At 59.0% G+C, this 19,829-nt stretch carries 16 protein-coding genes and 1 rRNA gene; 8 read left to right on the forward strand and 9 right to left on the reverse strand.

Annotation, left to right across the window (positions count from 1 at the left end; genetic code table 11):
- Window positions 1-24: 24 nt before the first annotated feature.
- The 5 genes from porL to AC2D8O_RS13160 form a co-directional block, all read right to left on the reverse strand.
- Window positions 25-897, reverse strand: a complete 873-nt coding sequence (gene porL / locus AC2D8O_RS13140) for a type IX secretion system motor protein PorL/GldL (RefSeq protein ID WP_484679293.1) — start codon at window positions 895-897, stop codon at window positions 25-27.
- 51 nt (window positions 898-948) lie between these two features.
- Window positions 949-2,028, reverse strand: a complete 1,080-nt coding sequence (gene porK, locus AC2D8O_RS13145) for a T9SS ring complex lipoprotein PorK/GldK (protein ID WP_484679294.1) — start codon at window positions 2,026-2,028, stop codon at window positions 949-951.
- Between the two features lie 118 nt (window positions 2,029-2,146).
- On the reverse strand, window positions 2,147-3,142 hold the full coding sequence (locus tag AC2D8O_RS13150) for a PorP/SprF family type IX secretion system membrane protein (RefSeq protein ID WP_484679295.1): 996 nt from the start codon (window positions 3,140-3,142) through the stop codon (window positions 2,147-2,149).
- 86 nt (window positions 3,143-3,228) lie between these two features.
- Entirely contained in the window at window positions 3,229-3,969 is a 741-nt protein-coding gene (locus AC2D8O_RS13155; RefSeq protein WP_484679296.1) for a uroporphyrinogen-III synthase, read from the reverse strand.
- A 91-nt stretch (window positions 3,970-4,060) separates the two neighbouring features.
- Window positions 4,061-5,752, reverse strand: coding sequence for a DUF4271 domain-containing protein (locus AC2D8O_RS13160; protein WP_484679297.1), 1,692 nt, complete (start codon window positions 5,750-5,752; stop codon window positions 4,061-4,063).
- Window positions 5,753-5,856: 104 nt separating this feature from the next.
- Between AC2D8O_RS13160 and ispF the strand changes: the two genes are divergently transcribed.
- The 6 genes from ispF to AC2D8O_RS13190 all read left to right on the forward strand — a co-directional run bounded on the left by ispF (window position 5,857) and on the right by AC2D8O_RS13190 (window position 13,358).
- Window positions 5,857-6,336 (forward strand): 2-C-methyl-D-erythritol 2,4-cyclodiphosphate synthase, encoded by a 480-nt coding sequence (ispF, locus tag AC2D8O_RS13165; RefSeq protein ID WP_484679298.1) that lies wholly within the window; start codon window positions 5,857-5,859, stop codon window positions 6,334-6,336.
- 28 nt (window positions 6,337-6,364) lie between these two features.
- On the forward strand, window positions 6,365-7,549 hold the full coding sequence (locus AC2D8O_RS13170; RefSeq protein ID WP_484679299.1) for an AlbA family DNA-binding domain-containing protein: 1,185 nt from the start codon (window positions 6,365-6,367) through the stop codon (window positions 7,547-7,549).
- 63 nt (window positions 7,550-7,612) lie between these two features.
- A complete protein-coding gene (locus AC2D8O_RS13175; protein WP_484679300.1) occupies window positions 7,613-8,080 on the forward strand; it encodes a VOC family protein in 468 nt (155 codons plus the stop codon).
- An 88-nt stretch (window positions 8,081-8,168) separates the two neighbouring features.
- Window positions 8,169-11,537, forward strand: coding sequence for an isoleucine--tRNA ligase (gene ileS / locus AC2D8O_RS13180; RefSeq protein ID WP_484679301.1), 3,369 nt, complete (start codon window positions 8,169-8,171; stop codon window positions 11,535-11,537).
- Window positions 11,538-12,185: 648 nt separating this feature from the next.
- Window positions 12,186-12,602: a TraR/DksA family transcriptional regulator gene (locus AC2D8O_RS13185; RefSeq protein WP_484679316.1), complete on the forward strand. Its 417-nt coding sequence runs from the start codon at window positions 12,186-12,188 to the stop codon at window positions 12,600-12,602.
- A gap of 84 nt (window positions 12,603-12,686) precedes the next feature.
- Window positions 12,687-13,358 carry a signal peptidase II gene (locus tag AC2D8O_RS13190; RefSeq protein WP_484679302.1) on the forward strand — a complete coding sequence of 224 codons (672 nt, stop codon included), beginning with the start codon at window positions 12,687-12,689 and terminating at the stop codon, window positions 13,356-13,358.
- 99 nt (window positions 13,359-13,457) lie between these two features.
- Here AC2D8O_RS13190 and AC2D8O_RS13195 read toward each other — a convergent pair whose 3' ends face one another.
- Window positions 13,458-16,130, reverse strand: a complete 2,673-nt coding sequence (locus AC2D8O_RS13195; RefSeq protein ID WP_484679303.1) for a DUF5686 and carboxypeptidase regulatory-like domain-containing protein — start codon at window positions 16,128-16,130, stop codon at window positions 13,458-13,460.
- Between the two features lie 157 nt (window positions 16,131-16,287).
- Between AC2D8O_RS13195 and AC2D8O_RS13200 the strand changes: the two genes are divergently transcribed.
- Window positions 16,288-17,772, forward strand: coding sequence for a serine hydrolase domain-containing protein (locus AC2D8O_RS13200; protein ID WP_484679304.1), 1,485 nt, complete (start codon window positions 16,288-16,290; stop codon window positions 17,770-17,772).
- Between the two features lie 69 nt (window positions 17,773-17,841).
- Here the strand turns inward: AC2D8O_RS13200 and ung are convergent, their stop codons facing one another.
- On the reverse strand, window positions 17,842-18,522 hold the full coding sequence (ung, locus tag AC2D8O_RS13205; protein ID WP_484679305.1) for a uracil-DNA glycosylase: 681 nt from the start codon (window positions 18,520-18,522) through the stop codon (window positions 17,842-17,844).
- Window positions 18,523-18,566: 44 nt separating this feature from the next.
- Between ung and AC2D8O_RS13210 the strand changes: the two genes are divergently transcribed.
- Entirely contained in the window at window positions 18,567-19,025 is a 459-nt protein-coding gene (locus tag AC2D8O_RS13210; RefSeq protein WP_484679306.1) for a hypothetical protein, read from the forward strand.
- On the opposite strand, the gene AC2D8O_RS13215 is transcribed toward AC2D8O_RS13210, so the two are convergent.
- Together AC2D8O_RS13215 and rrf are read right to left on the reverse strand one after the other, a co-directional pair.
- Window positions 19,015-19,620 carry a DUF5655 domain-containing protein gene (locus AC2D8O_RS13215; protein WP_484679307.1) on the reverse strand — a complete coding sequence of 202 codons (606 nt, stop codon included), beginning with the start codon at window positions 19,618-19,620 and terminating at the stop codon, window positions 19,015-19,017. The genes AC2D8O_RS13210 and AC2D8O_RS13215 overlap by 11 nt on opposite strands.
- A 121-nt stretch (window positions 19,621-19,741) precedes the next feature.
- A 5S ribosomal RNA gene (gene rrf / locus AC2D8O_RS13220) occupies window positions 19,742-19,829 on the reverse strand; the annotation flags it as partial.

A 19,829-nucleotide genomic window follows, 5' to 3' on the forward strand; every position in this document is an offset into this window, starting at 1 on the left:
GGTTAGCGAAATGGCGCGGGGCGCTTAGCGGTTGTTACCGGCAGCAGCCATAGCGTTGAGCATACCGCCGTAGATGCTGTTCAGGGCGTGCATGTTCTTGCTCATAGCCACAACTTCGTTGCGGAGGTTTTCAGTTTCCTTCGAGGTATCCACCAGGTTCTGCATAGCCGATGCCATGCCACCGTAGAACTTGTTCACTGCACCCAGGTGCTTCTGAGCGTCTTCCAGCTCAAGCGCATACACTGCGTTCAGCGACTCCAGGTTCTTGGTAACGTTGGTGATCTGTGCCTGGTAGTTTTTTACTTCGTTGATAGAGCCACCAAACTGGTTCATGGCATCTACAGTCACGGCATAACCCTTATTCAGGGAGTCGATTTTGCCGCTTGCCTGGCGAAGCTTCTCGCTGAACTCGTTGGTAGCAACGGTAGCGTCGGAGATATCAGCCAGGTTAGTTACGTTGACCTTGAGACCGTGGATAGAGTCAGCAAGAGTTTCGAAAAGCTTGCCAAGTTCGGCATCCTGCAGGGCAGCGTTGGTCTTGCCAATACCACCAGCCATTACAGCAGAAGACATACCGCCACCCATGGTAGCACCGCCTTCGAGCATATTGACATCCAGATCTACTTCCTCATCCTCTACGTCCTCGGCAAGCTGGGGGAATACCTTGTGCCAGCTGTAATGACGCTCGTCTTCAGGCAGGGGTTCGAATGCAGACACGAAGAAGATAACCGCCTCCGTGCCCAGACCGACGATCAGCATTTCGTCAGCACCGGGGAAGTGAAGAATTTTGAAAAGCGCACCGATGATAACTACGGCAGCACCGATACCGTAGAGCATCGCGACGCCCTTTTTCCAGCCGCGAGACTGAAGCAGACCTTTGTTCTTGTTGGATGCCATTGCTAGGAAGTGTTAGGGTAGTCGAATTTAGAGAGTGTGCAGAGCGCGTAATTAGAGTGAGGCTGCGCCTTTGCGGCCAATCACAGATACTACGCAACGGAAACCGATGAACGACTTGGTGGTGTCGGCGTACTCATAGGTACGAGTCCCAACCGAAAGGAAGTAACCAATATCTTTCCAGCTGCCGCCGCGGATAGCACGCCGCTTATTCTGCTTCTTCAGGTCACGGTACACGGGGTTGATGTCCAGCGTGTAGGTGTAAGAAGTTTCTTCGAAGTCATCTTCGCACCATTCAGCTACGTTACCCGACATGTCGTACAGACCGTAGTCGTTGGGATAGTAAGCCTTGGTGGGAGCGGTGTAGCTATAGTTGTCGCCTATATAGTCGCCACGCTGCACTTTGAAGTTGGCGAGGAAACAGCCTTTAGCGTTACGAAGATAAAGACCTTCCCACGGATAGAGCTTGTGCTCGTAACCGCCACGGGCAGCATACTCCCATTCAGCTTCAGAGGGAAGACGGAAACGGGGCAGGCGGCTAAGGCCCTTCTCGTCACGCTCCTTGTTGTAGTACATGTAGCGCCAGTAGCAAAATACCTGAGCAGCATTCCAGTTGATGCCTACCACGGGGTAGTCGTCAAAGGCAGGGTGCCAGAAGTAGTTCTCTACGAGCGGTTCGTTGTAGGTGTAGGTGAAGTCGCGCACCCAGGCGAGCGTGTCAGGGTAGATTAGCTTGCGGTAGGTGGGCTCTACGATGTCATAATCGTAGTACTTCTTCATGAAAGGCTTGATGGAATCCAGGAACGCGTCCGGACCAACAGCACCACTGGCATCAACAGATGCCTCGATGAACTGGCGATACTCGTCGTTTGTGATTTCGCCGTCGTCCATGTAGAACGCGCTGATGGTGATCTGGCGGTTCTGGGCGATCTGCGAATAGTTCACGTCCTGGTCATTCTGGCCCATGTGGAAGCTGCCGGCTGGAATGAATACCATTCCGTAGGGCATCGGATCATCCCATTTGGGGCGCTTTTCCTTACTACCAGTCAGCTCGCCGCCTTTGCCGCCTCCGAGGAGGCCACAACCAGAAAGCAGTGCTGCAGCGAGGACACAGAGCAGCGCAAGATTTTTCATACGAGGATATCGTCAGTAAATGAGGTTGGCAGTATTTCTTGCTGCGACAAAAATAGAGAAATCCAAACGATTTACAACCCTGCCACTAGAAAATGCAAAGTCCATAAGCATCAGCTTTTTAGCGCCCCAGCCTCCTTCGGTTGTCGAAAGGAGACAGGTTCTGCGGTGCAAAGCGGATAAACTTCGGAAGAGTGTACGAGACAACGATCTCGTGCGACCCATTCGATGCAGCTCCCAGCTGCGACAGTGTGTAATCGTAGGCGTAAGCTACAAAAAGTTTCGAACTCGCCTGAAAGCCTATCAAGGCAATCGCGGCGTCCTGATGCCGATACCCCAGTCCAAAGACCATCGGGGAGGCGTAAAGATTGGCGTTGACCTCGGCCTGCCACTGGCTCCCCACCAGACGGATGCTGGTAGAAGGCATCAGCTGCACGTTGCGTGAGAGGTCAATGCGGTAACCGCCAGTCAGTTGGAAGGTTCGGCCCAGCGTGTTCTGCTGGCTCTGGCCAATGTTGTTGGTCAGCCTGGTAAACTGCGGCTCCAACAGGTGATTGGCGCTCAAACCGACAAAGAAGCGGTCTTCCGGGGCATACCAGGCAATGCCAAAGCCCAGGTCACCTACAATCTGGCTTGCAACGGCGTTGATGAGTGCCGGGTCGTTGGGGTTATCCGGTGGGCGCCAGTTGGTTCCGTCCACACTTTTGTAAAGAAAACCGCCGCTGAGCCCTATCTGGAGCGACTGCCGTCCATCGCGCCCCATGGGAATGCGATATGCATAGGCAACCTTGAACTCAGTGCTGGCAAACGGGCCGGCCACATCGCCGACGGCATAGGCACCGATAGCACCTTTCAGCTTGGGTACCGGCCGGCTGTAAGCCAGTGCAAACGACTGAGGATGACCGTCTATGCCCACCCACTGAGAACGGCCCGAGAAGGTGAAGTTGGTAGCGTCATGATGGCCTGCAAAAGCCGGATTTGCCACCACGCGGTTAAACATGTACAGGCTCCAGAGTGGATCCTGCTGCGCATGCAGCCTGCCGTGGCCGATTATTGCCAACAGAAACAGAAGGGTGGAGCGAAAAAAAATCCGGCTCATCGTGGGTGGCCTGCGCATATGGGGTAGGAATGCTACCCAGAGTGGCTAATATACAACTAAAGCAAACCAACCAAAGCCCTTCCGGGTTTCAGCCAAAGTTTTGCTCAGCCCCTCAGATAGTGTTCGATGGCCATGGTCATCGAAGGAACGTCGGGCTTGGGAGCCTCAATATCAATGCGTAAGCCTGCTTCTTCAGCAGCTTTGGCAGTTGCCTTGCCAAACACAGCCACCAGCTTTTTGTCCTGTTTGAACTTTGGGAAGTTGTGTTGCAGGGCTGAGATACTCAGCGGTGAGAAGAAACACAGCATATCGTACTGTGCCAGCGGTATGTCCTTGATATCCAGAAACTCCGTCTGGTATACCCGGGCTTCCTTCACCTGATAGCCCAGCTTGGTCATCTGGTCAATCAGGTCTTTACCAGCATTGTCGCCAGCGGGGAACAGAAACTTTTCGCTGCCGTGCTTCTTGATGATGGCCAGCAGATCGGCCGTTGTTCGCTCGCCCACAAAGAGCTTGCGTTTGCGAATGGTGATGTACTTCTGCAGGTACTTGGCCGTGGCGTCGGACATGCAGAAGTATTTGGCCTCGGCAGGCATTTCAATCCGCAGGTCTTTGCAGATGCGGAAGAAGTGGTCTACAGACACCTTGCTGGTGAAGATGATGCCAGTGTAGTCCAGCGGATTGATGTTCTGCTTTCGGAACTCCGGCGTCGGAATGCCCTCTACAGTAATGAAGTCCGCAAAATCCACTTTCACGTTGAACGCAGTGGCCAGCTGATGATAGGGTGAGTTCTCGTCGGCCGGTTGCGCGTGCGTCACCAGGATGGTCTTGACTTTGGCAGCCATGTAAGTTGTGGCGTATGCAGCGGAAGTTGTTTGTACTGACAGCGCAGCTGGTGTCACTTCGAAAGAGCCACCGGAACGGGCTAACTACTTATCAGGAAGCAGCAAACCACAGAATCGGCAGCAGTTCGAGCACGCAAATATACAAAATGGCAGCGACCAGTGGCAGTTCCAGCGCATCCAGCAGGCCCCGCACCAGAATCACGTATCGCCGCAGCAGATAGACAACGAACAGCCAGAAGCATACCATCGCCACTGTTGCAGGCGCTTCAATCTCTGACAGGTTCACACCGAAGCCCACAGCCGCCACCACAGCCAGCAGGGGCATGGCCGCATACACATCCAGGGCCAGCAGGCGGGGAACAAATCCCTTCAACCCGTATATACCCGCCAGCACCGAAAGCAACACCAGCTTGCCAATTGTCACCGCCGTAATGACCAGCAGGGTAATGCCCCACATGGACAGCGTGGCCGCTCCTTCCACCAGCAGACTGTGATAGGCATGGGTCAGCGTGGGTGCGCCCGGAGCTTGTGCATACAGGCCGAAACGTGTAACAAACTGCACTGAAAACACCAGCAGTGCCGACATCAGCGACACCAGCAGCAGCGTTGTCCACAGCAGTGCCTGCCCACGCAGGAGCTGCTGCTGCCGAATCATGTCCAGAACCTTGCGCTCGCCCAGCGAAAACAATGCCGACAGGCTGAAGAGCATGCCGAACGAACTGGCATCGGTAAGCTTCCAGGCCACCATCAGCAGCAGGGGCAACAGCAGCAGCAGCAGCGCCTGTATGTTGTCGAACGGCTGAATCGGCTGGTAGTCAGACGGGAAATACTGGCCCCAGTTGGCTGTCTTCAGGCCATCGGCACCCAACCAGAAGGGGCGCTCAATGCCGTCTGCCGTCGGGTAACCATTGATATATGCCACAACCGGCGGCAGGGAATCCACGATGGCGAAGCCTGCGGCTGCCACCTGCTGCTCCATGGCCCGCGTGGGTGTGTAAGGGAAATAAACCGTTCGCAGCCCCTGCTTCTTCATCAGGAAGAGATAGAAATCGAGGCGGCCCTGTGGAATCAGATAGCCCAGCGAGTCGTCGTAGGGGGCCAATACAGCAGCTGTATCTGTCCTGGCGATGTGGGTGGGGCGGGCCTGTACGCGGTAAGCAGAATCGGTGGCTGCCAGCACGAAAGCCGGGCGGTGAATACCCAGCCCCATGCGCGGCATCAGGGAAAACGACGGCAGGCCCGTTGGCCGACGCAGCACCACACGCAGGCTGTGCCAACCCTTTGTGGCCAGCTGAGCGGGAATGGGTATCTGAAGGGGTGTAAATGGCTGGCTTGAGATAGTCAGCAGAGCCTGGTCAAAATAGATTTCCGCTTCCCAGGCCAGCCCTTCGAAAAAGAGATAGAGTGGTTTGGCCGGCGTTTCCTGCAACAGAATGCTGGTGGAAATGTCCAACGATTGCTGGTTCTGTACCAGAAAAGGCGGCCGGTATTCGTGGCCCGTACTGTCCTTCCACGGCTGGCTGAGCAGCAGAATGTCCACCAGCTTTTCCTGGCCATCCCCACGCTGAAAACGCAGGCCGTCATCGGTGCTGGTCGTAGTGCGGCCAGCCGGGGGTAACGCCTGCACAGGCGTCTGGGCCTGGGGCTGCATGGGCAGTATCTGGGCCGGAGCCTGGGCCGGAGCTGGCGGGGGTGGCGTCGACTGCTGCGGTTGGCCCCACAGACTGGCTACAGGCAGCAGGCACAGGGCGGTCAGCAGACGGAAACGAAGGATGGCAATCACAGCAAGGGGCAGGCGAACGACGCACTGCGCCGCAAACTTACGCCTTCATCGTCTTTGGGCGGCGTTGCCCCGTACCTTTGAGCCCACACAACCCCTCATTTACCATGTTCCGCGTAGGTTTCGGTTACGACGTACACGCTTTTGCCGAGGGCCGCGAGTGCTGGCTCGGCGGCGTACACATTCCCCATCACAAGGGCCTGGATGGCCATTCCGATGCCGATGTCCTGCTGCATGCCATCTGCGATGCCCTGCTGGGTGCACTTGCCCTCCGCGACATAGGCCACCACTTCCCCAACACCGACGAGCGTTACCGCGGCATTTCCTCGCTGGAGCTCCTGCGCCACACCTATCAGCTCATCCGCACCGAGGGCTATGTGCTGGGCAACCTCGACGCCACCGTCGTGGCCGAAGCCCCCAAAATCAATCCGCATGTAAGCCGCATGCAGGAGGCCATCTGCACGGTAATGGAGGGCGTGCAGCCCAACCAGGTGTCCATCAAAGCCACCACCAACGAGAAAATGGGCTTTGTGGGCCGCGAAGAAGGCATCTGCGCCTATGCTGTAGCACTGGTGCACAAGGGCTGATCCGTCTCCCATTTCTGTTGGCAGACCTATGACCGAAGCGGTTGTCAGCCAGATACTGGCGCAGGGTGAAGGCCTTCGTGTGGAGTTCAAGGAAGCCCGCATGGCCCTGCCCCACAACCTCTTCGACACCGTCTGTGCCATGCTCAACCGCAACGGCGGCGACATTCTGCTGGGCATACGCGACGATGGCGCCATTCTGGGCGTAGAGCGCCGGAAAGCCGAAGCCATGTGCCAGGAGTTTCTGGCCCTTTCCTGCGACGCCAGCATACTCAACCCACCCTTCGCCCTGGAACCCACTCCTGTAGAGGTACACGGCCACCTGCTGCTGCACATCCGGGTGCCCAGCAGCAGCCAGGTACACGACCATGCCGGAAACATCTTCGACCGTGTGGGCGAGGCCGACCTGCACCTGCACGACCTCCATGCCATTGCGGCGCTGGAGGCCCACAAGCAGGCCCGCTTCAGCGAAAGCCGCCTGATCCCCGGTCTGCGCTTTGGCGATTTCGACCCCAGGCTGTTTCAGAAAGCCCGAACCCTCATCCACAGTCACCGGCCCGAGCATCCCTGGCTGGCGCTGGACAACCGTCAGCTGTTGCAGGCTGCGGGCTTGCGACACCGCGAACTTGCCACGGGCAATGAAGGCTACACTCTTGCAGCCGCCCTGCTGTTTGCCCCGGCAGATGTACTGTACAGCCTGCTGCCACACTACCGTCTGGAAGCAGTTACCCGCCTCCAGACACCCAGCCACGACGATGGCCACGAGGTTATCTACGGCAACCTCCTCGACGCATACGGGCAACTCATGGCCTTCATTGCCAGGCACCTGCCCGAGCGCCTTTCCCCAGAAGCCCATCTCCCGCACAGCCTGCGCGAACTGGCGTTTCATGAAGTAGTAACCAACCTGCTCATTCACCGGGACTACAGCAGCTCAACGCCCTCCCAACTGCTTCTGTACACCGACCGGTTGGAGACTCACAACCCCGCCAGCCCCCACCAGCTGGGGCCACTGAACCCAGCGGCCTGTATGTTCTACCCCAGAAACCCCTTTCTGTGGGCGTTCTTCCGGGCGCTGGGCTGGGCAGGCGCCCCGGGCACCGGGCTTCAGAATGCAGTGCAGGGGCTGCAACAGTATGTCGGCAGTGGCGCCACTGCCACCTTCACCGACGGTGCCCGTTTTCAGACGTATCTACCGCTGCCGAATCTGCTCGGCTAGCCCCAGCCGCTACCATCTCTTGCACCAGTTCCGTAGTTTGCTGCTTCGCAACTGAACATCTCCATGCGTCTGTCCACCCTTCTGCTGCTGTTGCTGGCGCCGCTGGCACTGGCAGCGCAGTCCACCCCCAAACCCACTTCCAGTCCAATGCTCACCGGTCTTTCTCCCAACCTCGGCGTGGCCGACGTCCGCCGCAGCCTCCAGTTCTACACCGACAAGCTGGGCTTCACCCAGCTCGATTCCGTAGAGGTGGAAGGCAACCTCATCTGGGCCATGTGCATCCGCGATGGCGTAACCCTGATGATGGGCCATATGGACACCCTGGTCGAAGACATGCCCGAAACCAAGGGCCAGAAGCCCGCACTCACCGGCGGACTCTTCCTCACCGTAGCCGATGTCAACGCCCTGTTCAAGGAATTGCAGGCCAAGGGCGTAGCCATTGCCATTGCCCTCAACGATAAGCCCTACGGCACCGAGTTCGCCCTCCGCGACCCCGACGGCTATCTCCTCACCTTCTGCCAGTTGAAGTAGCACCTTCTGTCTGCTTAAAACGTTCGTACTCTCAGGCTTTCTTCGGAACTTTGCACCCTGTTTTTCGAAAGCCTGACTTTCCGAACGTATGAATCAAGCGCCCGAAACCGCCGCACAAACCCTCTACCCGCAGTTTTCATCGCTCGATTTCCCGGCCATTGACCGCGAAATCAGGGCTTTCTGGGAACGTGAGCGAATTTTCGAGCGCAGCATCGAAACCCGCGAGGGCAACACGCCCTTCACTTTCTACGAAGGGCCTCCCTCGGCCAATGGCAAGCCCGGCATTCACCACGTGATGGCCCGCGCCATCAAAGACCTCTTCTGCCGCTACCAGACCCTCAAGGGCCGCCAGGTGAAGCGCAAAGGCGGCTGGGACACCCACGGCCTGCCCATCGAGCTGCAAGTGGAAAAAGAGCTGGGTATCACCAAGAAGGACATCGGCACCAAAATCTCCGTGGAGGAGTACAACCGCAAGTGCCGCGAAACCGTGATGCGCTTCAAGAGCGAGTGGGACGAAGTGACCCGCCGCATGGGCTATTGGGTAGACCTCGAGAACCCCTACATCACCTTCGAGAACGACTACATCGAGTCGGTCTGGTACCTCCTTTCTGACCTCTACAAGAAGGAGCTGCTCTACAAGGGCTACACCATCCAGCCCTATTCGCCTGCCGCTGGTACGGGGCTCAGCAGCCACGAGCTCAACATGCCCGGCTGCTACAAGCCCGTGAAGGACACCAGCGCCGTGGCCATGTTCCGCGTCACCACCGAGGGCCCCCACCAGAACGACTTCATCCTCGCCTGGACCACCACGCCCTGGACGCTGCCCGCCAACTCGGCCCTCGTCGTAGGCGAGAAAATCACCTATGCCAAGGTCGAGAGCTACAACCAGTACTCCGGCCAGCGCATCCGCGTGCTGGTGGCCAAAGACCGCCTCAACGCCTACTTCCCCGCCGAAAGCGCCGAGCTGGACTTTGACGCCTACCAGCAGGGCGACAAGCACATCCCCTGGCGCCTCGTCAGCGAACACACCGGCAAGGAGCTGGTGGGCCTGCACTACGCCCCCCTCTTCTCCTTCATCCAGCCCGATCTCGAAGGCGGCCGCCTCGACGCCTTCCGCGTCATTCCCGGCGACTTTGTAACCACCGAAGACGGTACTGGCGTGGTACACTGTTCGCCCACCTTTGGTGCCGACGACGCCCGTGCTGCCAAGCAGGCAGGCATTGCCAGCATCGTAGTGCGCGACGAGAACGGCGAAATCGCCCCTATCGTAGACAAGCAGGGCAAATACGTAGCTGAGATGGGCGAGTTTGCCGGCCGCTACGTCAAGAACTACACCGACGACGCCAATTTCAAAGACCTCGACGAGGACCTCTGCCAGTGGCTCCGCAGCAAGGGCCTGCTCTTCAAGAAGGAAAAGTACGAGCACAACTACCCCCACTGCTGGCGCACCGACAAGCCTGTCCTGTACTACCCGCTCGACTCGTGGTTCATCCGCACCAGCCGCGCCGACATCAAGCAGCGCATGGTGGAGCTCAACGAAACCATCACCTGGAAGCCCGCCGCCACCGGCACCGGCCGCTTCAAGGGCTGGCTCGAGAACCTCGAAGACTGGAACCTCTCGCGCAGCCGCTACTGGGGCATTCCCCTGCCCATCTGGCGCAACGAGGACAAGACCGAAACCAAGTGCATCGGTTCGGTAGCCGATCTGAAAGCCGAAGTAGAGAAAGCCCGCGCGGCCGGCATCAGCAATCCCGCGTGGAATGAAGCCGCTATGGACCTCCACCGCCCCTTCATTGACGAATGGGTGCTGGCCGACAGCAAGGGCAACCCCATGCGCCGCGAACTGGACCTCATCGACGTCTGGTTCGACTCCGGTGCCATGCCCTACGCCCAGTGGCACTACCCCTTCGAGCAGCACGACACCTTCCAGGCCGCTTTCCCCGCCGACTTCATCGCCGAGGGCGTAGACCAGACCCGCGGCTGGTTCTTCACCCTGCACGCCATCGCCTCCATGACACACAACTCCGTCGCCTTCAAGACGGTAGTGTCCAACGGCCTCGTGCTCGACAAGAACGGCAACAAGATGTCCAAGCGCCTGGGCAACGCCGTAGACCCCATCGAGACCCTCGACAAGTACGGCGCCGACCCCACCCGCTGGTACATGATCGAGAACGCCAACCCCTGGGAGAACCTCAAGTTCAACCTCGACCACCTGGCCGAGACCCAGCGGAAGTTCTTCGGCACCCTCTACAACACCTACCAGTTCTTCGCGCTCTACGCCAACATCGACGGCTGGAAGCCCGGTGCCACCACCGTGCCCCGCGCTGACCGCGCCGAGCTGGACCGCTGGATCCTCTCCCGCCTCAACACCCTGCTCAAGGACGTAGACGCCGCATACGCCGACTATGAGCCAACCCGCGCCGCGCGCCTCATCCAGGACTTCACCGTCGAGGAGCTGTCCAACTGGTATGTGCGCCTCTGCCGCCGCCGTTTCTGGAAAGGCGAGCTCACCACCGACAAGCAGGCCGCCTACGAAACCCTGCACCAGGTGCTCACTACGCTGGCTCAGCTGATGTCGCCCATCGCGCCCTTCTTTGCCGACTGGCTCTTCCGCAACCTCACTGAGTGCGCCCGCACCAGCGGCCACGCCCTTTACAGCCAGCCCAGCGTGCACCTCACCCTGCTGCCCGCTCCCGACGCCGCCTGGATGGACACCGCCCTCGAGGCCCGCATGAAGGCCGCCCAGGACATCTGCTCCCTGGCCCACGGTATCCGCAAGCGCGTGAAGATTAACGTGCGCCGTCCCCTCGGCAAGCTCATGGTAGCCCTCAAGGCAGGCGCCGACGTCCAGCAGTACCACCTCGTCGAGGCCCTCGTCAAGAGCGAAATCAACGTCAAGGAAATCGAGTACCTGGCGCCCGACAGCACCGTCATCCGCAAAACCGTGAAGGCCAACTTCAAGGTACTGGGTGCGCAGCTGGGGGCCCGCATGAAGGCGGGTGCAGCCGCCATTGAGGCCCTCACGCCCGAGCAGATTGCCACCATCGAGCAGGGCGGCACCGTCACCCTCAGCCTCGAAGGCCAGCCCCTGCCCCTCACCCTGGCCGAGGTCGACATCCGCACCGAAGACATCCCCGGCTGGGCAGTAGCCTCCAACGGCGCCCAGACCGTCGCGCTCGACGTCACCCTCACAGAAGAACTTGTGCAGGAAGGCATCGCCCGAGAACTCGTAAACCGCCTCCAGAACCTCCGCAAGGACACTGGCCTGGAGGTCACAGACCGCATCCGCGTAGAACTTGCCGCCCCCGCGGCTTGGCATAACGCATTGACAGTGTTCAAGTCCTATATTTGCGGCGAAATTTTGGCTGAAGACCTGCTGATGGTAGATACCCTGGCCGACGGCCATAGTATCGAAATCGACGGCGACACAGCTATGGCACGCATCCACACTCTCTAAATCCTCCCGATGGCCAAGAAAACTTCTGCACCTGCCAAGGCGAAAGCACCGGCGAAAGCTGCTCCCAAGGCAGCTGCTAAACCCGCGGCCAAAGCGGCTCCTGCAAAATCTGCGGCCAAGCCTGCTGCGAAGACGGCTGCCAAACCCGCTGCAAAAGCTGCTGCCAAGCCCGCTGCCAAAACGGCCGCGAAGCCTGCTGCCAAGGCCGCCCCAGCGAAAGCTGCTGCGAAACCGGCTGCCAAGCCCGCCGCAAAAGCTGCTGCCAAGCCCGTGAAAGAGACCAAGCCTGCTGCCAAAGCTGCTGTCAAAACCACTGCAAAGCCTGCCGCGAAACCCACTGCCAAGCCCGCGGCTAAAGCTGCTGCGAAAACCGCTGCCAAGCCTGCCGCAAAAGCCGCACCGGCAAAGCCCGCTGCAAAAGCGGCTGCCAAGCCTGCTGCGAAGCCTGCTGCGAAGGCTGCCGCAAAACCAGCCGCGAAAACCGCTGCCAAGCCTGCCGCGAAACCTGCACCCAAAGCAGCCGCCAAGGTCAGCAGCCTGACGCCCGCCGCCCCCAAGAAGGTGGAGAAGCACGTCATTACGCCCAAGCCAGCCAAGCCAGCGCCCGCCAAGAGCCTGCAGAAGCCTGTGCCCGCCAAGGCCAAGACCATCACCGAACCTGAGGAAAAAACCCACTACTCCAAAGAAGAGCTGGAGGAGTTCCGCATCATCATCCAGACCAAGCTGGCCGAAAGCCGCGAGGAGTACAAGAGCCTGCAGGAAAGCCTGCGCAGCAGTGCCGAAACCACTGCCGACGGCTACAACTTCACCGAGTTTGGCAGCGAGATGTCTGACCGCGAGCAGACCGAGATGCTCATGGGCCGCACCGGTAAGTTCATCGACTCGCTCGAGCGCGCCATGGTCCGCATCGAAAACGGCACCTATGGCCGTTGCAAGGTCACCGGCAAGCTCATTTCCAAAGAGCGCCTGCGCCTGGTGCCCCACACTGAAACCAGCATCGAAGCCAAGCTGCAGCAGGGGAGCGCCCCCCAGCCTGCCCCCGTCTACAGCCGCGACGGCGAATAAGCCGCTCTGATACTTACACCAGCGGCCGGCAGAAACCCTACCGGCCGCTTCCTTTTTCTCCACCCACCCTAGCTTCTCCCAACCTTGAAACCCCTGGTACGCTACAGCCTCATCGCCGCGCTGATCGTCCTTATCGACCAGGTCGTCAAGCTGTATGTCAAGTTTCACTTCCAGCTGGGCGAAGAGGTGCCCCTGTTGGGCTCATTCTTCCGCCTCCATTTCACCGAGAACAAGGGCGCGGCGTTTGGCCTCACCTTCACCACCCTCTTCGGTATGGGCGACGAAACCGGCAAGCTGCTGCTTACGCTCTTCTCGCTGGGGCTGGTGGGGTTTATTGTCTATTACCTCTACAGCCTTCGCCACGCCAAGGGTGCATTGCCTGTTCTGGTAGCCCTGATTCTCGGCGGCGCCGTCGGCAACATCATCGACCGCGTCTTCTACGGCAGCTGGTTCGCCGCCATGAACGACTACGAGGGCGGCCTCTTCCACGGCCGGGTAGTAGACATGTTCTACTTCCACTTCTGGGAGGGCATTCTGCCCGATGGCTTTCCCTTCTGGGGCGGCACCTACACCGTCTTCGACTTCGCCATCTTCAACATTGCCGATGCCGCCATTTCGGTAGGCATTGTGGCCATTCTCATTTTCCAGAAACGCCTGTTCGCACTGGCCGCGGACCCACAGCCGGTGCCCACCAGCCCCGACAGCGTTCCGCCTGCTGCCCCAGCCCAGGAGCAGCCCCAGCAGCCCACTGCCTGACCAGCCCCCCTGACACACACAGGCAGCGTATACTCTATAACAGCAACGCCCCGGCTCATCACCGGGGCGTTCTGCTTTTCTGGCGCGGGCCTGTTGTGTTTACAGGTTGATGCCGAAGGTAAACGTCACCGCCGACTGGCCCGCCCGCAGGCCCGTCACGTTGTAGTGGTAGTTTACCCGGAAGAGGTCCAGCCGCAGAACGCGGATGTTCGTGATGCCCACCAGCAGTTCGGTATGGGTGGCCAGGCCGGGCATGGCCATGGTGTGCAGGCCCACCACTTCATGAAACTTCAGCTTGCGCAGCAGGGGCAGCTTGTTCAGCCAGAAGCCCCGAAAGTTGTGCTCTACATGCAGTTCGGCGTAGCGGTCCTGCGAGGCATAGGTGTAGTAGTCCATTGCGCCAAAACGGGCCAGTTCGTCCGGCCGGTAAACCGTCTGGTTGGCGCGGGCATGAAACTGGTTCTGCAGCAGCACTTCGCCATTGCGCAGCAGATAGCCGCCCCGCACCAGATACTGGAAGTCGCCCACCAGTTTGAAGTCCAGCGCGCCATTCACCCGGGCCACCAGCTTGTGGTAGGTGGTGTTCAGGCTGCGGTCGTCGGTCCAGTTTTGGGCAGCGGTATACTCGAAGCCGATACTGGGCAGCAACGGGTTGTTGATGTAGAAGCGACCCGTGGGCAGGGTAATGTACTTGCTGCCAAACCGCAGGTTGTAGATCAGCTGCACCCCAGCGGTGTAAGCCTGTGGCTGGATGATGTTCGGCGTGTACTCGCGGTTCTCCTTCGGGTAGGCCACGTAGTTGGTAGTATTGGGCAGCGGGCTGTAGCGATAGCCAAATACCGAGACCACGCCAATGTTGTTGCGGTTCAGGCGGCGCTGATATTGCAGCCGGCCCCCTGCCTGCTGATACATCTTCAGGTAGTTCTGCTCACCGATGAGCGAGTACATTGTGTTCAGCGTGGGCGTTATCTGCATAAAGGCCGGGCTGAACTCCTGGGGGTGATCCATCAACTCCAGCTGTATCACCTCCGAGTTGCTGCGGTTCAGCCGATAGGCCGTCTGTACACGCCAGCTGAAACGCTTGTTCGAGAAGCCATAGCGCAGGTCGCTGTTGATAGAGATGCGCCGCCCCTTGGCGTCGGCAGTAGTGGTGTCCTCGCCGGGGTTCAGGTTGTAGGTCTTGAACACGTTCATCGACACGTTCCAGCCCTCCATCGTGTTGAACTGCAAGGCCGTCAGGGGCGACGAAAAACGCAGTATGTTCTTGTTCTGGATGTTTGTCCAGGTGTACCCCTGCATCAGATCCATCGGCTTGAACTTGTTGCGGGCCCGGTTCACAGAGTCTATGTATTCGGGGCTGTTGCGGCGGCGCTCGGCGCTGTCGCCTTTCAGGAAGTTCTGCTGCTCGGCAGTGGTTAGTGCGGCTGGGCGCAGCGAGTCCCAGAAGGCCACGTTGCGGTTGTTGGCCGTCACTTTCTTGTCTACGCGCAGCACCTCGTTGTAGAAATCGCCGTCGGCACCGCTGCTGGCCGCGCCTCCCAGACTGGCCATCCCCATGTCATCGCGCTCGGCCCGCGCCGAGTCCTGGGCCGCCTGTGCGGCCTTCTGGGCGGGGGTGGGTTCGGGCTGCTTCTTTGGTGCTTTCGGGGTCTTCTTTTTGGCAGGAGCCTGGGCCACGGCAACGGGCGCTGCCGGCTTGGCACCCGTGGCCGACGGGCTCGTGATGTTGTAGTTGCTGTATACGTTCATCATCACGCCCGACACGTCAAACTTCTTGATCAGAACGTTCATCTTCAGCCGTGCCGACACCTCGTTTCGGAACAGCACCCACAGCGAGTCGCGCACTGGCAGGTAATCCTGCTTGATGCGCAGGGTATCGAAGTAGCGAATCGGCTGGTCTTTCACCACGCGCAGGTCAAAGCCCTTGATGGCATAAGAACCGTCCACGATGTAGATCACCCCGGCAAAAACAGGGTCGGCGGGGCGGCGCGGAATCACTTCAATCTTGTACACCTTGGCGCCCTTTTCCATCTGGGTGCCCAGCAGCTTGAACTCGTAGAAGAAGAAAGCGTTGTCGGCCAGTGGGGCTACGAACTCGCGCACAAACACCTGTGGAAAGCTGATGAGGCTCTTGTACGGGTTGATGTTGAACATCAGGCCGCCAATGGCGCTGAATTCCCGGCTGTCACCGCTCACGCGCGAGTTGTGGATTACTTCCTTGCGCTTGTCGGGCTTGTCTACGTAAAGGGTGGAGAAGGTCTCCGACAGAAACTCAATCTTCTTGGCCTTCAGGTCAGTACCCACCACCTTGGTATATACATTGGCGCTGTAGGTCTTGACGGCCTGGTCGTTCTGGCGGCGGCGGCGAATGGCCTCGCGCATGATGCCATAGGCGGGGTCACGTCCATCGGCCGTGATGAACTGGTCTGCCAGGATCAGTTCTTCGCCTTCCAGCTGGAAATCCTGCTTCACCGCTTTGCCCTTCACGTCAAGGTCCAGAAAGAAGGTCTTGAAGCCCAGCGATCGCACCTGCAGGCGGTAGCTGCCTTCCTGGGGCAACGACAGGCTGTAGGCGCCATTGATGTCGGCCACCGTGCCCTGTGTCGTCCCTACAATAGATACGGTTGCGTAGGGAATCGGTTCGCCGTCAGGGCCGGTGACGGTACCCTGCACCGAAACCTGTGCCCAGGCAGCAGAACTCAACGAAACCAACAGAAGAATTAACAGAAACAGACCAGACCATGCAGTCTGGCGGCTTTTTTGAGGTGGCATGTTGCAAAGAGACATCACGGACTACAAGGTTGCACGGCCTGACTTCCCTGCTGGGGCCAATTTCAGAACTGTCTTTCAACATCTGTCACGGAACCCAGCACTTTGGCAGGGGGTTTGCGTAAGAACACTAGATTTGCGCGTAAATCTTCCCCTACCTATGAACAGTTTCCGCCGTACCATTGCCGCGCGCTTCCTGGCGCAGGCCATGGCCGTGGCTGTTGCACTGCCCTTGGCAGCCAACAACTTGCTGGCCCAATCCACCCAACCCCAGCAGATGGAAAGCTGGGTGAAGCAGATGAACGAGGAGCAGAACTTCCACGGTGCTGTGGTAGTCGTTGAAAAAGGCAAAGTGGTGTTCAGCGCTGGCGTCGGCATGGCCGATTTCGCCACCAACACGCCCGTTACCACAGCCACGCTCTTCAACCTCGGCGAACTCTCCGAGCAGTTCACCAGCATGGCCATCCTCATGCTCAGCGAGCAGGGCAAACTCAAGCTCGATGACGAGCTCACCACCTATCTGCCCGAACTGGCCGCCTATCCTGGCGTCACCCTCCGACACCTGCTCACCCACAGCTCCGGCATCCCCGGCTACGAAACACCCCTCGCCATCAACTGGGACCGCACCAAAACTGCCACCAACAAGGATCTCATTGCCCTGCTCAAGCGCATCAAGTTCCCTGCACAGTTCCGCCCCGGCGAGCGCATTCAGTACAGCTCCAGCGACTATGCCCTGCTGGCATCGGTTGTCGAGCGTGTATACGGCCAGCCCTTTCACACTGCCCTCAAGGCACTTGTGTTTGATAAAGCTGGTATGAAGACTGCCGTGGTATACAACAAGTTTGCTACGCCCACCATTCAGGGTCGCGCGTTCTCTGTCCGCATGAAAATGATCACCACGCCCGTGGTGCGTCAGGACGAGTTCACGGCTGAAATCGTCGGCGGCAACAACCTCTTTGCCAGTGCCAACGACCTCGCTGCCTGGGAAGCAGCCCTGGCTGGTAACAAGCTGGTGAAGGCCACCACGCTGGAGCTCGCCTATCGCAATGCCCGCCTCAACAGCGGCGCCGTCGCCAACTACGGTTTCGGCTGGTCGCTGGCGATGAACGGCCCCGAGCACGTAGCCAGCCTCGACGGCGAAGAGAACGGCTACCGTGGCATCTATCGCCGCTATCTCACTGCACAAACGGCCATCATTATCCTCAACCACACTGAGTCGGAAGCCATCTTCGATCTCGCCGAGGGCCTGCACGATATCATCGAAGAGCGCCAGCCTGTAGCGCCAAAGCGGCCCATCGCGCTGCTAATGGCCCAGGCTTACCGCAAGAAGGGCATTGACGGCGCCATGGAAGTCTATGGCAAAGCCAAGGCCGAAGGTAAAACCAACTACGACTTCCGCGAGTCGGAACTGAACGTGTTTGGCCATGAACTGCTGGCCGCCGGCAAAGTGAAGGACGCCATCGCCATCTTCCGTGTCAACGTGGAGTTCTATCCCCGCTCGTTCAACACCTACGACAGCCTGGCCGAAGCCTACGCCGCCGACAACCAGGTAGAACAGGCCATCCTCAACTACCGCAAGTCGCTGGCCCTGTACCCCAGCAACGATGTAGCCCGCGAGGCCCTCAAGAAACTGGGTGCCAAGTAATCGGCAGACCCATAAATAGAAAAAGGCCAGTCGCGCAGACTGGCCTTTTTCGTTGAGGAAGTAACAGGGTCAGGTAGGCAATTGCCAATCAATCGGGGCTTGACCATGCTGCGCCAGCCAGTCGTTGGCCTGCGAAAAGTGGCGACAGCCCAGGAAGCCGCTGTGCGCCGAAAAAGGCGAGGGATGCGCGGCCATCAACACACGGTGTCGATGCCCATCGATTACCTGACCTTTCTGCTGGGCATAACGCCCCCACAGTAGAAACACCAGGCCCTCGCGCTCGTCGTTCAGCCGCCGGATAACCGCATCGGTAAACTGCTCCCAGCCCTTCTTCTGGTGCGAACCCGGCAGCCCGGCTTCCACGGTCAGGGTCGCGTTGAGCAGGAGCACGCCCTGTTCGGCCCAGTGGGTAAGGTCGCCGTGGCTGCGTGGCATCTTCAGGCCCAGGTCGCTCTCAATCTCTTGGTAGATGTTCACAAGCGATGGCGGTGGCTTCACCCCACGTTGCACCGAAAAGCACAGCCCGTGCGCCTGCCCCGCTCCGTGATAGGGGTCCTGCCCCAGTATCACCACCTTTACTTTGTCGAATGGCGTGCAGTCGAAAGCACGGAAAATCTGACCACCCGGTGGGTAGAAAGTCTTGCCCGCGGCTTTCTCGGCTTTGAGAAACGCTGCCAGCTGTTGAAAATAGGGCTGGCCGAATTCGCCTTCCAGCCGCGCCAGCCAAGTGGGTTCCAGCTTTACCGTCATCGCCACGAAGCTACCAAACGCATAAATGAATAGCTTGCTCCAGTATGAAAAAGGGCCTTCTGTTCCTGTTTGTGATGACAGCACTACTGGCTGCCTGCAACCCTACCCGCCGCGAAATCGCCGAGATTAAAACGCTGGAGAAACAACTGTGGCTGGGACAGGAAGAACTGGAAGCAGCCTATCATACAATTGATACAGCCTCACGCGCCTACCTGGCTCCGCAGGCCGGGATACCCTCCGACACAGCTGGCTACAATCTGCTGCAACGCATCAGCAAAGCCCAAGAGCAACAGGCTGATATCATCGCGCGACACAACCGGCTGCTGGCTCGCTGCCGCGAACTGCTGAAAGGCATGGAGAGTACGGAAATACCACTGGAAGTCAGTGCTGATGAACGGGCCTCCATTGAGACAGACCATGAGCAACTGATGGTCGAAGGCCGGCGACTCAACGAAACTGCTACAAAAGAGGTTGCCCAACTGACACAGCGGCTCACCCCTTGATGGGGCGCGTACCTGGTGCAGCTGCCTGCCCGGCCTTCTCTATCCAGTGATACAGCTGGGGAGTAAGACCGTCAGGGCCTGTTAGCACCAATTGATGCGTAACGCGGTCTGTCCAACCCGATTTGCGGGGAGGCATCAGCCCGGCCTCAAAGGGCGTGTCCAGCGGCAGCGTCAAGCCGATAAGTAGCCCTTCCTTGCTGGGCTTCACTACCATGAACTGCCGCTTCCACGAAAAAGGCACGTAGGTTTTACAGGGATCTGACTTCCAATGAGGATGCTGCGCCAGGACCGTAGCCCGCAGTTGCTCGTACGCTGTGCGCTGGGCAGCATCGAATGGCGCAAAAAGAGCTGCTACAAGCTTCTCCGGATGCTGGTACTCACTGAAAGCCTCCTCTTCTGGCTGGAAATGATGCGCCGATACCACATTGGCTTGGATCGTGCCCAGGCCTTCAGCTTTCAACAGCGCAATGGCAGCTCTTTTGTCGCTGGGAGCGGCGGCAGCCAGCCAGGCCTTCCACTCGGCCAGATCGCGACCCGACTTCACTTTGAGATTGGCAATAATTGCCAGCTCCATTTCCCTTGGGGACTTCGCCATATCCGAAGATAGGCACCTACGACACACGCTGACACAGTGCCACCTGAACAACAGTCGAACAAGTGGTGAAAGTAGCGGCGCACAAAAACAAAAAGCCCCTCGATTACGCGAGGGGCTTTAAAGATGGCGACGACCTACTTTCCCAGGTGTTATCCCAGTATCATCGGCGCAGGGCGGCTTAACTACTCTGTTCGGAATGGGAAGAGGTG

This window comes from Pontibacter sp. T17 (assembly GCF_057219875.1).